12 protein-coding genes are annotated in these 13,380 nt (G+C 67.7%); 8 read left to right on the top strand and 4 right to left on the bottom strand.

The annotated features are described in order from the left end of the window. Positions 1-120: 120 nt before the first annotated feature. Positions 121-342, bottom strand: coding sequence for an RNA-binding S4 domain-containing protein (locus tag ACPXB3_RS20105; protein WP_425704054.1), 222 nt, complete (start codon positions 340-342; stop codon positions 121-123). Between the two features lie 56 nt (positions 343-398). Here ACPXB3_RS20105 and lysX point away from each other — a divergent pair, with 56 nt between their 5' ends. Both lysX and ACPXB3_RS20115 read left to right on the top strand, forming a co-directional pair. Beyond that, complete coding sequence (gene lysX / locus ACPXB3_RS20110) at positions 399-3,818, top strand: bifunctional lysylphosphatidylglycerol synthetase/lysine--tRNA ligase LysX (RefSeq protein WP_425729278.1); 3,420 nt, start codon at positions 399-401, stop codon at positions 3,816-3,818. Beyond that, positions 3,818-4,717, top strand: coding sequence for an alpha/beta fold hydrolase (locus tag ACPXB3_RS20115; RefSeq protein WP_425729280.1), 900 nt, complete (start codon positions 3,818-3,820; stop codon positions 4,715-4,717). Before lysX ends, ACPXB3_RS20115 begins: the two co-directional genes overlap by 1 nt. Positions 4,718-4,732: 15 nt before the next feature. Here ACPXB3_RS20115 and ACPXB3_RS20120 read toward each other — a convergent pair whose 3' ends face one another. After that, positions 4,733-5,314 (bottom strand): TetR/AcrR family transcriptional regulator, encoded by a 582-nt coding sequence (locus ACPXB3_RS20120; RefSeq protein WP_425704051.1) that lies wholly within the window; start codon positions 5,312-5,314, stop codon positions 4,733-4,735. Between the two features lie 225 nt (positions 5,315-5,539). Between ACPXB3_RS20120 and ACPXB3_RS20125 the strand changes: the two genes are divergently transcribed. The 5 genes from ACPXB3_RS20125 to ACPXB3_RS20145 all read left to right on the top strand — a co-directional run bounded on the left by ACPXB3_RS20125 (position 5,540) and on the right by ACPXB3_RS20145 (position 10,742). Next, entirely contained in the window at positions 5,540-7,051 is a 1,512-nt protein-coding gene (locus tag ACPXB3_RS20125; protein ID WP_425704050.1) for a M28 family peptidase, read from the top strand. A gap of 56 nt (positions 7,052-7,107) precedes the next feature. Then, complete coding sequence (locus ACPXB3_RS20130) at positions 7,108-8,256, top strand: lipase family protein (protein WP_425704049.1); 1,149 nt, start codon at positions 7,108-7,110, stop codon at positions 8,254-8,256. 43 nt (positions 8,257-8,299) lie between these two features. Further along, positions 8,300-8,551 carry a type II toxin-antitoxin system Phd/YefM family antitoxin gene (locus tag ACPXB3_RS20135; RefSeq protein WP_425704048.1) on the top strand — a complete coding sequence of 84 codons (252 nt, stop codon included), beginning with the start codon at positions 8,300-8,302 and terminating at the stop codon, positions 8,549-8,551. Between the two features lie 98 nt (positions 8,552-8,649). Next, positions 8,650-9,147, top strand: a complete 498-nt coding sequence (gene rraA, locus ACPXB3_RS20140) for a ribonuclease E activity regulator RraA (protein ID WP_425704047.1) — start codon at positions 8,650-8,652, stop codon at positions 9,145-9,147. 41 nt (positions 9,148-9,188) lie between these two features. After that, positions 9,189-10,742: a succinic semialdehyde dehydrogenase gene (locus ACPXB3_RS20145; protein ID WP_425704046.1), complete on the top strand. Its 1,554-nt coding sequence runs from the start codon at positions 9,189-9,191 to the stop codon at positions 10,740-10,742. An 18-nt stretch (positions 10,743-10,760) separates the two neighbouring features. On the opposite strand, the gene ACPXB3_RS20150 is transcribed toward ACPXB3_RS20145, so the two are convergent. Then, a complete protein-coding gene (locus ACPXB3_RS20150; RefSeq protein WP_425704045.1) occupies positions 10,761-11,327 on the bottom strand; it encodes an Rv1733c family protein in 567 nt (188 codons plus the stop codon). Between the two features lie 185 nt (positions 11,328-11,512). Next, entirely contained in the window at positions 11,513-11,971 is a 459-nt protein-coding gene (locus ACPXB3_RS20155) for a DUF3224 domain-containing protein (RefSeq protein ID WP_425729282.1), read from the bottom strand. A 177-nt stretch (positions 11,972-12,148) separates the two neighbouring features. Here ACPXB3_RS20155 and ACPXB3_RS20160 point away from each other — a divergent pair. Continuing rightward, the coding region (locus ACPXB3_RS20160) for a DUF222 domain-containing protein (protein WP_425729284.1) at positions 12,149-13,380 on the top strand (1,232 nt) is incomplete at its 3' end.

The raw sequence follows: 13,380 nt of genomic DNA on the forward strand, positions 1-13,380 counted from the left end.
AGGCTCGGTGCGCTCTCCATTCGTCGCACTCGGCGCCAGGCTCGTACGTTCCCGGCCGAGGCCGAACGGTTGATCACGGCCGCGGAGCTTCGCCGCCTCAACGGCTGATCGATTGCCGCCTCATTCGGCGGCGACACGCGCGGACCGCCCCGCGAATTCGACGACGTCGGCGACGTGTAACTGACGCCCGCGGCGGGTCTCCACCTCGCCGTTGACCGACACGAGTCCGTCGGAGATGACTTCCTTGGCCTCCGCGCCGGAGTCGATGAGGCCGGCCAGTTTCAAGAACTGGCCGAGCCGGATTGCCTGATCGTTGATCACCACGTCCCACACACCGGCCATCCTGCCCGAATGCAAGCGTTTCCGGCGAACCGAACCGCAGTCTAAGGTTGTGATTCATGGTGGTCGAGACGCGTGCTGAGCAGACCGCCGAGGCGAGGCGGCACCTACCGGCGAGACCGGACCCGAAGGCGGCCGAACGTCGATCGGCCGAGCTGCTCGATCAGATCCGGAGTCCGCGGGGATTCGGCCGCGGCGCACCGCGGATCGCCGGCACCGTCGTCGGCGTGCTGGCCGCGATCGCCTTGGCGTCCAGCGTTTTTCCGTTCTTCCGGCATTGGATCCATGTACCGCGTGACTACGTGGACAACTACATCGTCGCGTTGCCGGATACGAGTTTCGCGTGGGCCTATGTGCTCGCGATCCTGGCGATCGCACTCGCGGCCCGCAAACGGATCGCGTGGTGGATCTGCGTCATCCTGGTGCCATTGTTCCTGATCTCCAACGCATTGCTGTTCGTCCCGGCGATCGGCGCCGATCTGAATATCTCACGGACCGAGCGCATCAACATCGGCATCGGTCTGGCCATCGATGCGGCAATCCTGATCTTTCTGCTCCTGACCTACCGGCAGTTCTATACGCGGGTTCGTCGTGGCGCATTGCTGCGCGCGAACGGCGTGTTGATCGGCGGTCTGGCCGTCGCCACGCTGATCGGCTGGGGTCTGGTGGAGCTGGCCCCGGGCAGTCTGCAACATGGCGAACGACTGGCGTACGCGTTCAACCGCGTCGTCGCCTTCGCGACAATCGACCAGCGCACCTTCGACGGCCACACCCACCCGTGGATCAACGGATTGCTCGGGCTTCTCGGAGCGCTGGCGCTGATCGTCGCGGCACTCGTCCTGTTCCGGTCACAGCGACTGCAGTCGCTGATGACCGCAGAGGACGAACGGCTGATCCGGGCGCTGATCGACCGGTTCGGCGCCGACGACTCGCTGGCCTACTTCTCGACACGGCGCGACAAGGCGGTCGTGTTCTCCCTCGACGGACGTGCCGCGATCACCTATCGCGTGGAACTCGGTGTCGGCCTGGCCGGTGGCGACCCGATCGGCGACCCGGCGTCGTGGCCGGGGGCGATCGCGGAGTTCCTGACCCTCTGCGAGCGCTACGGCTGGCATCCGGCGGCCATGGGCGCCGGTCAGCGCGGCGCCGCCGCCTATGACGCCGCCGGATTCGGCACGCTCACCATCGGTGACGAGGCGATCATCCACACGGCCGAGTTCAGTCTCTCGGGATCGACGATGAAAAGTGTGCGGCAGGCCGTCACCCGTAACCGCCGCGCCGGCGTGACCGTGCGGGTGCGCCGCCACCGTGAACTGTCGGACGAAGAGATGGCGCAGGTGATCGCGCGCGCCGACGCGTGGCGTGACACCGACGAGGAACGCGGCTTCGCAATGGCGCTGTCGCGACTCGGCGATCCGGCCGACGGCGATTGCCTGCTGGTCGAGGCGATCCAGCACGGTGCCCACGGCACGGCCGGGGACGCGGAGGCCGGCGACGAGAAGGTTGTCGGCATGCTCTCGTTCGTCCCGTGGGGTCGACGCGGGATCTCGCTGGACGTCATGCGCCGCGACCGCAACGGCGTCAACGGCGTCGTCGAGACGATGGTCGCCGAGCTGTGCCGGCAATCCGCGCTGGTCGGCATCAGTGAGATCTCGTTGAACTTCGCGACGTTCCGCGCGTTCTTCGAACAGGGCAGTCAGATCGGGGCCGGACCGGTGACGCGGGCGACCTACTCGCTGCTCATGTTCGGCTCCAGGTTTCTGCAGATGGAGTCGCTCTACAAGTCCAACGCGAAATACCTGCCCGATTGGCAGCCACGCTTCTTGTGCTTCGAGGATGCCCGCATGCTGCCGCGCGCCGGGCTGGCCAGCGTCGTCACCGAGGGCTTTGTGCAGCTGCCGCGGCTGCGTCGCAAGGAACGCAATGCCGACGGCGGGTCGTCGGTGCCGGCCGGCATCGACGTCGACGAACTCATCGCCGAACTTGCGGCCGAAGCCGATCGGGAAGCCGTCACGGTGCATCGGCCCGAGCAGGTGCGGGTGCGCATGGCGAAGCTCGATCGCCTGGTCGCCGAAGGATTCGATCCGTATCCGCCCGCAGACGCCCCGACCCACACCGTCGCGCAGGCGCGGGAGGAGCCGGCGGGCACGCAGGTGACCATCGCCGGCCGGGTCACCCGGCTGCGCGACTTCGGCAAGGTGATCTTCGCCGACCTCCACGATTGGTCCGGCGAGGTCCAGCTGCTCGTCGAGAACTGCCGGATCATCCCGGGAACCCCGGATTTCGGTGATGACGTGGATCTCGGCGACCTGATCGAGGCGCGCGGCATCCTGGGGGAGAGCCGCTCGGGCGAACTGTCGGTGCTGATCGATGCGTGGCGGATCAACGGCAAGTGCCTGCGTCCACTGCCCGACAAGTGGGCCGGCCTCGCCGATCCGGAAGCCCGTGTGCGGCAACGCTATCTGGATCTCGCCACCAACGCGCGCAGTCGTGAGCTGCTGCGGACACGCAGCGTGGTGGTCAAGGCATTGCGCGACTTCCTCTCGGCGCGTGACTTCTTGGAGGTGGAGACGCCGATACTGCAGCAGGTACATGGCGGCGCCAACGCAACTCCGTTCCATACCCACATCAATGCCTACAACCTGGACCTGTATCTACGGATCGCCCCCGAGCTCTACCTCAAGCGGCTGTGCGTCGGCGGGGTGGAGAAGGTCTACGAGATCGGCCGCAACTTCCGCAACGAGGGCGTCGACTTCAGCCACAACCCGGAGTTCACCAGCCTGGAAGCATATGAGGCACACAGCGATTACCTGAAGATGCTGGACCTGACCCGGGAGATGATCCAGTTTGCCGCGACTGCCGCGCACGGTGAGCCGGTGATCTACCGGACCGGCGCCGACGGCAACCCGGAGCGAATCGACATCTCCGGGGCGTGGCCGGTGAAGACGGTGCACGAGGTCGTCTCCGAGGGCGCGGGGGAGGAGATCACGCCCGAGACGAGCGCCGAAGACCTGCGACGGATCTGCGATCGCCTGGAGATCGCGCACCGGCCGGATTGGGATGCCGGCGCCCTCGTGCTGGAGCTGTATGAGCATCTCGGCGAGGACCGCACGACGTTCCCGACGTTCTACATCGACTTCCCGACGTCGACGTCGCCGCTGACCCGCGCGCACCGCAGCCGCGCGGGCGTCGCCGAACGGTGGGATCTCGTGGCGTGGGGGGTGGAGCTCGGCACCGCCTACACCGAGCTCACCGACCCGGTCGAACAGCGCAGACGGCTGACGGCGCAATCGATCCTGGCCGCCGACGGCGACGCGGAGGCGATGGAGCTCGACGAGGACTTCCTCGAGGCGCTCGAGTATGCGATGCCACCGACCGGCGGTCTCGGTATCGGCGTCGACCGCGTCGTCATGCTGATCACCGGGCAGTCGATCCGCGAGTCGCTGGCCTTCCCGCTGGTCAAGCCCGACGAGGGGTGATGACCGAGCCGGCCGGGCCCCGATCCGGAACGTCGGTGCCGGGTCGGTTCGTCGAGGTCGACGGCCGACGCATCCACGTCGTCGACGAGGGTGCGGGGCCGCCGGTGCTGCTGATGGCCGCATTGGGCAGCAACTGGTTCGATCTCGATCCGCTGGCCGCGCGGCTGGTGGCCCGCGGCCATCGCGTGGTCCGTTACGACCGGCCCGGCTACGGGATGTCCGAAGCGCCTCGGGCCCATCATGTTCCGTCGCTGGATGGTGAGATCGACCGGATGCTGGCCGTTCTCGACGCGGTGGGTGTCGCCGGATCGGTGATCCTCGTCGGGCATTCGCTGGCGTCGTTGTACGTCGAGGGATTCGCGCGAACCCGCCCTGACCGGACCGCCGGTGTGCTGATCCTCGACGGGTCGTATGTGCTGGTCCCGTGGCGCATTCTGCCCACCGGTGTCCGGGTGGGCAACGCGCACCGGGCGATCGGCCTGCTGCGGACGATCGGCCGGTGCAGCGGAATTCGCCCGGCGGATGGTGCCGCAGTGCGTGAGCGGGTGCTGCCGCGGCCTCCCGAGGGGTTCGACGAGTCCCAACGGCGCTGGGCCGGCAGGCTGTTCGGCGGACCGTCGATGCTGCTGGCGACGCTGACGGAGAACGCCGCCTTCCCCGCGATCAACGCAGCGCTCCGGCGGATGCGACATACACGCCCGATGCCCGAGGTGCCGACCATCGTGCTGGCTGCGGTGTCGGGACCGGCTGTGTGGCAGCGCTATTGGTGCTGGAAGCAGCGGCGCTACGCCGCGGATCTCGGTGCGCAGTTCCGTACCGTGGCCGCCCGCCACTTCGTGGTGCTCGATCGACCCGACGAGGTGGCCGAGTTGGTGGGCGAGGTCGGCGGGCGGACATAGGTGGTTCCGACGAGCTCAGGTTGTCGACGTGCCCGGCGCTCGTCGACTCCCGGGCCGGAGCAGGCTGCGTGCGAGCCAACCCGACAGCAGGGGTTCGAGGTCCGGTAGTGCCGGTTCGGCGTGCGTATCGAGGGCGTCGGAGGAGAGTTGGCGGACGGCGTAGACGGCCGCGAGGAAGACCTCGAACGGGAGATCGGGGTCGAGATCGGCGTCGTCGACGGCCAATTTGCGATGCTCGTCACGGAGAAATGTCGCGATGAATTCCATTGCCGCCCGGCGGCGTCGGCGCGCGGACGGCCCGGCTGCGTCGAACTCGAGCTGGAATGCACGGGCGACGACGAGGTCGCGCTGCAATGTCTCGAGGTAGGCGCGCAGCACCAGGGGAATGTCGCGGCTGACGGCGGTGTGGGTCAGCCGCGCCGTCATCTCGGTGACCAGTACCGAGATGAATCGGTCGTAGGCGGCGTCGGCGCAGGCGTCGATGTGCTCGAAGCAGTCGTAGAGCGCCGAGCGTGACATCCCGGAGCGTGCCACCACCTCCTTGACGCCGACCGCCTGGTAGCCGTACGCGGCCACCAGTTCGGTGTAGGCGATCATCACGCGCTCGGACTGGATGGCGCGGACCTTCTCGCGACTCAGGCCGTGCGGACCGCGCGGCAGGCGCTCAGGTGTGCTGAAGAAGACGCCCTCGGTGATCCTGGGAATGGGCGATTCGGCCGAATCGGACGTGGACGTAATACCTCCTGTAGTAAAGTACCGAACCGTACGTTACTTGGCGTGCGGACGGATCGAGTTGGTGTGCGGACGGATCGAGGGAGTGCAGTGCGTTCGAGAATAGTGGTGCGGCGAGTCATCGGGGCCGTCGTGGCCGTCGCGGCAGCGTGCGTCGGGCCGCATGTGGCGCCGGCGCACGCGAGCCCGGCGAGCCCGATGAGCAGCGAGTCGATCTATTCCACCGTGGGCGACCTGACGTCGTCGGGTCCGCGGGCAACCGGGTCACCGGGTGGCCGCCGCGCCGCCGACTATGTGGCCCAGCGCTTCCAGGCCGCCGGGCTGTCCGACGTCCACTTCGAGGAGGTCACCTCCTACGATTGGACGCCGTCGAACTACGGGCTGCGTGTCGGTGACACCCCGATCGACGCCTTCCCGGTATCGCACTCGTTCATCCCGGCCGATGCCGGCGCCGGGCACCGCAGCACCGGGATGACCGGGCTCACCGCGCCGGTCGCCGACATCGGGAACGGCAAGGTCGCCGGTCACGATGTGCGCGGCAAGATCGTCCTGTTCGACCTGGACTTCTTGCTACCCACCGCAGGCATGCTGCCATTGGCCGAGTACATCAACGATCCGGGGAACTCGCGATTCGATCCGGAGACGATGCTCGCCGCCAATCCCTACCTGACGTCACTGGAATCGACTGTCCGCGAGGCGCAACAGGCCGGCGCCGTCGGCTTCGTCGGTGTGCTCGACGACTACTTCGACTCCAATCGCTATCACAACGAGTACTACCGGCGACTCGCGATGACGATCCCCGGAATGTGGGTGACCCGCGCTGACGGGGCTCGGATGCGCGAAATGCTTGCCCGGCAGGGGAATCGAGCACGAATCGATCTCACCGTGGACCGGCGGGCGGTGACCGCTCGCACCGTGGTCGGCATGCTGGCAGGGCGTACCCGCGACACGGTCATGGTGCAGTCGCATCATGATTCGGTGACCACCGGCGCCGTCGAGGACGGCACCGGCACCGCCGAGGTGATCGCGCTCGCCGACCACTACGGTGCGGCGGCCCGGCGGCCGGGATACCGTCCGCGCGACAAGAGCCTGATGTTCGTCACCTTCGACTCCCACTTCACCGGATATCAGTCCCATCAGGCATTCGTCGACAAATATCTCGTGCGCCGGGCCACGCCGTGGAACATCGTGGCCAACACCACGATCGAACATGTGGGGCGCCATGCCAAGCGCGCCGCGAACGGCCGTCTGATCACCACCGATCAGCCCGAGCCCAAGGGCATCTTCGAGAACGTGAATCTCGCTCTCAAGGCCGACATGGCACGTTCGTTGAGCCGCAACGATGTTCGGGCCGCCACGATGCTCAATGCCGCGCCCTTCCAATACACCGGCGGCGGCGTGCCGACCGACGCGTCGTTCGCCCTGGTCGCCGGGATACCCGTCGTGAGCTTCATCGCCGGACCGCTGTACATGTATGACGACGCCGACACCCTCGACAAGGTCGACCGCAGCCAACTCGCCCCGGTGGCCGCGTTCTTTGCCGACACCCTTGATCGTCTCGACGCGCAGCCGAGCCGATCGATCGGCCTGGTACCCCGGTGACCCTAATGCCGGCGGCACGTGGGAAGCGGTGCAGCGCAGGCGTTGTGATCCTGGCGATGACCGCGGTTGCGGCGTTGGCGGGCGCGGGCGGGGCGCGTGGTGCGCCGGTGGTGGTCCCGACCGTTCTCGCGGCCACGCCGGTGACCGATCCCGTCGTCGCACTGCCACAGGCGGTCTCGACCACGCTGATCCGTTATTCGTCGACGTCGGTGCGGGGGCAGCCGACCCAGATGACCGGGACGCTGCTGCTGCCACGGTCCGCGCCGCCTCCCGGTGGCTGGCCATTGGCCGTGTGGAATCACATGACGGTCGGTGCAGCCGACGTCTGTGCCCCGTCATCGGCGCGGGCCGGTGATCCCGAGCTGGCGCACATGACCTCCGGGAATCGGATTGTCGGCAGGCTGCTCGACGCCGGAATTGCGGTTGTACGACCAGATTTCGAAGGGATCGGGGCGCCGGGGCCGCATCCGTATCTGATCGGCCGGTCGCTGGCGCGGTCGACGATCGACGCGGCGTTGGCGGTGCGGCACACAGACTCGCGGATCGGCCGCGACGTCGTGCTGGCCGGCCACTCCGAGGGGGCGGTGGCGGCACTGTTCGCGGCCGCGTCGCCCGCGGTCGAGTGGGGCGGCCTGCGGCTACGCGCGGTGGCCGCGGTGACCCCGCCGACGCACATGGGCGACATCGTCTCCGGTGTCGGACAGCTACCGTTCGGCGGCGCGCCGACCGCCGACCTCGTCGGACTCGCCGCCCTGCTGATCCACGGCGCCGCGGCCGCCGACCCGGGCTTCGCCGGCCTGGTCGAGCGTGGGGGCCTCAGCCCCGCCGCGAGGCGACTGCTCCCGCACCTCGAAAGTCGTTGTTACACCGGGTTGTCGGCATCGGACTCGTTCGGCGGCATGGCCCCGACCCAGCTCCTCGGGCCGCGCGGGGTGTCGGCACGCGCACAGCTGGCGGCCATCGTCGACCGCAATGATGTTGCCCACCTGAGGTTTCCGGCCGGGTTGCCGATTCGTGTCGACGCGGGAGCCTACGACGCGGTGGCCCCGCTGCCGGTGGTCGCGGAGCTGGTCGGGAAGTATCGGCGCGCCGGCACGCCCGTGGATTTCGCGGTCCACCCGGCCGGCCACACGCCGGTACCCACCGACCCGCGTACTGCGACGGCGATCGCCGAGTGGCTGACGGCTCGGCTCGAGCCGCGGTAGCACGATCGGGCATAGGCTTTCGGTATGGAGACCATCGGAGTGCGTGAGCTGCGGTGAGAACGCATCGCGATACCTCGCGCGAGTCGAGGCCGGCGAGACGTTGGATGTGGCGAACAATGGACGCCTCGTCGCGCATCTGGTGCCGGCCGCCGAAAGCGAAGGCTCCCGATCGGCATTGATCGACGCCGGGGTCCTCGTTCCCGCCCGCCGCCCCGGGATGCTCACCGCAGTCAGCCCGATCCGCAGCCGTCACAACCTCACCGCGATCCTCGAGGACGTTCGCGGCTCGCGGTGACCGTCGAGCCGCTCACCTCGGCGTCCACGATCACTTCGTCACCACCCGCCACTGCGCCGTCGCGTGAGCGGCATTACCTGTTGGTTTCGGTAACACCTATGCTGTTCGGTATGAGTGAGCTCACCTTTACCCCGACCGCCGACCTGGTCGACGAGATCGGTGCCGATGTGCGGAGCTGCGATACCCAGTTTACCCAGTACGGCGGGGTGCGCGAGTTCGTCGGCCACGTCACCACGGTCCGCTGCTTTCAGGACAATGCGCTGCTCAAGTCGATCCTGGGCGAATCGAATCCGGGTGGCGTGCTCGTCGTCGACGGGGACGCATCGGTGCATACCGCACTGGTCGGCGACCTGATCGCCGAGCTCGGCCGGTCCCACGGCTGGGCCGGCGTCATCGTCAACGGCGCGATCCGCGACGCGAAGGCGATCGGCGGGATGCAGATCGGGGTGAAGGCGCTGGGCACCAATCCGCGCAAGTCCACCAAGACCGGCGCCGGGGAGCGCGACATCCCGCTCGAACTCGGCGGCATCACCTTCGCCCCCGGCGACACCCTCTATTCCGACGACGACGGCATCGTGCTCGTCGCCGCCGTCTGACCCGACCACCCGTTCTGTCCGATCGCGCGAGGAGATTGATCATGGCCCGACCCACACCCGAATACTTCGCCCGGCTCGGCGCGCTCGCCGCGATCGACAACGCGGCGGACCGCCCGACCCGTCCGGTGCTCGAGGCGTTCAGTGGCGTCGAGATGGCCACCATCCCGGTCGGCACCGCCGACGACCTCGAGACCGCGGTGGCACGTGCGCGCGCCGCACAGGAGGGCTGGGCTGCCCGCAGCCCGCAGGACCGTGCCAAGGTGATCGACCGGTTCTCTGAGTTGGTACACCGAAATGCGGTGTCGCTCATGGACATCGCACAGGCCGAGACGGGTAAGGCCCGCGCGTACGCCCAAGAAGAGGTCATCGACGTCGCGCTGTCCGCGCGGTACTACGCCGCCAACGGCCCCAAGCTGCTCGCCGATCGCAAGGTGAAGGGCATCCTCCCGGGTGCCACCAAGGTGCGGGTGCGGTATCAGCCCAAGGGTGTCATCGGCGTCATCAGTCCGTGGAACTACCCGCTGACGCTCGCGGTCTCCGACGCGGTCGCGGCGCTGCTCGCGGGCAACGGCGTCGTCATCAAGCCGGACAGCCAGACGCCGTATTGTGCACTGGCCCTCGCCGAACTCCTCTACGAGGCGGGCCTGCCGCCGGAGCTGTACGCGGTGGTGCCCGGACCGGGCAGCGTCGTCGGGCAGGCGATCGTCGCGACCACCGACTATGTGATGTTCACCGGATCGTCGGCGACCGGCGCCACCCTGGCCGAGCAGGCCGGCCGACGGCTGATCGGATTCTCGGCCGAACTCGGCGGCAAGAACCCGATGATCGTGACCGCCGGCGCCGACATCGACCGGACCGTCGAGGGCGCTGCCCGCGCCTGTTACTCGAACTCGGGCCAGTTGTGCATCTCGATCGAACGGCTTTACGTCGATGCCGCCATCGCCGACGAGTTCATCGAGAAATTCGGCGCGTTTGTCCGCAAGATGCGCCTGAGCGCCTCCTACGACTTCAACGCCGACATGGGCTCGCTGGCATCGGCGGCCCAGGTCGACGCGGCGCAGGCGCACGTCGACGACGCGGTGGCCAAGGGTGCCACGGTGGTCGCCGGCGGTAAGCGCCGTGCAGATCTCGGGCCGTTCTTCTTCGAGCCGACCGTGCTCACCGGCGTCACCGACGCGATGGAGTGCTTCGCCGACGAGACCTTCGGGCCGGTGGTGTCGGTGTATCCCGTCGACTCCGTCGACGAGGCGATCAAACTCGCCAACGACACCGCATACGGGCTGAACGCGAGCGTTTGGGCCGGCAGCAGCGAAGAGGCGCAGCGCATCGCGGAGAAGCTGCGCGCCGGCACCGTCAACATCAACGAGGGCTACGCCGCGGCATGGGCGTCGACGGCGGCCCCGATGGGCGGCATGGGCATCTCGGGTGTCGGTCGCAGGCACGGCGAGGAGGGGCTGCTCAAATACACCGAGTCGCAGACCATCGCCGAGCAGCGGTTCATCGGTATCGATCGCGCCCCCGGCATCCCGCGGGGCCTCTACCGCGCGGCGAGCCCGTACGCGATGCGTGCCCTGAAGTATCTGCCCGGCCGCTGACGGGCCCTGGCGGAGAGTTCAGCGGGCGGCCCAGCCGTTGGCTTTGCCGGCGAGCGCCCACTCGCGGTCCCAGAGCGCGTCATGGGTGCGGGTGACGCGACGTCGCACGAGGCCGGTCGCGATGATGACAAGGGTGAGTACCGCCAGCCACGTCAGTCCACCGACCCAGACCGCGCCCAGCACACGTTCGGTGACGCCGGGATGGTTGTGCAGGCGGGTGCCGTCCGCAGTGGTCCAGGCGTCGAGGACGGCGCCGGTCTTGGTGCCGTCGGCCACCGACATGGTGTCGGTATGGCGACCCGAGGAGGTGCGCCAGGCGAGGGTCGCAGTGGTTCCCACGGCGGTGGCTCCAGGGTCGGTGACGTGGACGACCGTGGCGCTGATCGGGATCGCGTCGTCCGCCCGGGCGGTGACGGCCCGGTAGGTGGCGTTGCCCGCCCACACGCATAGCGGAATGGCCAGCAACACCAGGGCCACCGAAATCACCGCCGCGGTGGCGAACATTCGATCGCCGCGCCGCATCAACGCATTGTGCGACCACGGCAGGTACGCGTCCCGGCGCCGATACGCCGTCCGATCGTCCATCACAGTCCTCGCGATCCCCAAACCTGTTCACCATCCAGAATTCGCCTGTCGGGCCGTTTTGACAAACTCGATCCCCAGTCCAGGGCCGAACTGTGAGTAACGAAACACCGCGCAGAGCGGTCATCGAGCCGCAACAGCCGCGACCGATCGGTCGCGGCTGTTGCGGTGTATGGCGAGTTGCCTGGTCAGCCCATCGTGTAATGGAAGGTGATGGGGTAGCCGGCGTCGCTGTGTCCGGCGATCTCGATCTGCGCGTATCCGCGCATGGCCGCCAGCCCGCCGGTGCCCAGGTTCTCGACGATGTCGAGCCGCTCGTAGACCCCGGTCGCATTGTGGAAGCCGTTGTGGCGCAGCACCAGCGTGCCCTCGTGGCCGTCGATGGAGCCCTCGAATGCCTCGAATCCGAAGGTGGGTGCATCGCCTTCGGCGCTATAGGCGAGCAGGTAGGACAGGCGGCCGGTACCGGAGACGTCGCCGTCATAGCTGTAGGTGACGTCGGCGCGAGCGAAGCCGTGCGTCGGGTAATCCTTTCCGCTGATCTCGACGGTGTGGTCGTCGGCGAGGTAGATCGTTTCCTCTTCCCAGGAGGCGACCTGGAAAGTCGCTGCGACGGTGTGGGTTTGGATGTCGGGAGTGGCATTCATGAACCCAGCCTGCCCGTGGCGGGCGGGGGTGTCTTGGAGAAACGCGACAGCCCGTCCATACCCGCGAAACTTGTCAAAAGTATTTTCGATCAGGTGTTGCCATGCGGATAGATCGGGCGTAGACTCGAATGCACAAGCGACGAACTGATGTTTGATCGCATTCACTGGGGGGTGACAATGAGCGCAAGCGATTCGAGTGGTGGTCCGGGAACCAGCGTCGAAGACAAGCTTGCGCAATTGCACGCCCTCATCGATGACCTGGCCGCGACGGATCTGTCGCAGTGTTCGGATGAGTCGTTGTTGGAGGTCGCGGCAGCCAATGAACGGGCGATCAACCGGTTGACGTTTCAGGGTGACCGGCAGATCGTCGAGTTGTCGGATCGGAATGCGGAGCGCCGGTTCGGGTTTCGGTCGGTGACCGACATGATGGTCGTCGGGTTGCGGGTGTCGGAGCCGATGCGCCGTCGCAAGCAGATGACCGCCACCGCGACCTATCACGGGTTGACCGGTGAACCCCTCGCCCCGAAGTACCCCACGTTGGCGCAGGCGTTCGCCGAGGGGGCGGTCGGGCCCGCACATGCGCGGGTGGTGATCGACGTCCTCGACGACATCCCGCACCAGGTCGACCACGACATCAAGGTCAACGCCGAAAAGCAGATGGCCGACTACGCGCGCGTGCACACCCCCGCGGAGTTGACCGCGATCGGTGCCCGCCTCATGGCACACCTCGACCCCGACGGCGAGTTGACCGACGACACCGACCGGCAGCAGAAACGCCAAGTGTTCCTCGGCCGCCAAGACACCCAGCAGATGTCGAAGATGACCGGCAAAATGACCCCGGAATGCCGCGCCGACCAAGAAGCCGTCTGGGCGGTGTGGGCAGCCCCCGGCATGAACAACCCCGACGACCCCGACTCACCGTCGGGTTCCGTCGAAGACGCCGACCCCGAAAAATTGGCGGCCGCCGCCGACCGTGACACCCGCAGCCAAGCCCAACGCAACCATGATGCGATGCAGGCCGTGTACAAGCTGGCCCTGACGTCGGGGGAACTCGGCGAATCGCATCGCGGGCTACCGGTGCAGCTGATCATCAAAGCCGACCTCACCGACCTGATCAACGAAACCGGCCACGGCGTCACCGCCACCAACAGCCTGCTGCCCATCAAAGACGTCATCCGGTTGGCCGCCGACGCGCAACCCTGGTTGGCGGTGTTCGGTGAGCACACCACCGTGCCGCTGTATTTGGGTCGCGCCCGGCTGGCGAGCCGCGGGCAACGCATGGCGTTGTTCGCCAAACCCGACGGACAAGTGTGCTCGCACCCCGGGTGTTCGCAACCGGCCGCGCATTCGGAGATCCACCACGCCACCCTGGATTATGCGAAGGGCGGGTTGACCAACATCGACGACCT

Source organism: Gordonia sp. DT219 (assembly GCF_049847065.1).
Classification (GTDB): domain Bacteria; phylum Actinomycetota; class Actinomycetes; order Mycobacteriales; family Mycobacteriaceae; genus Gordonia.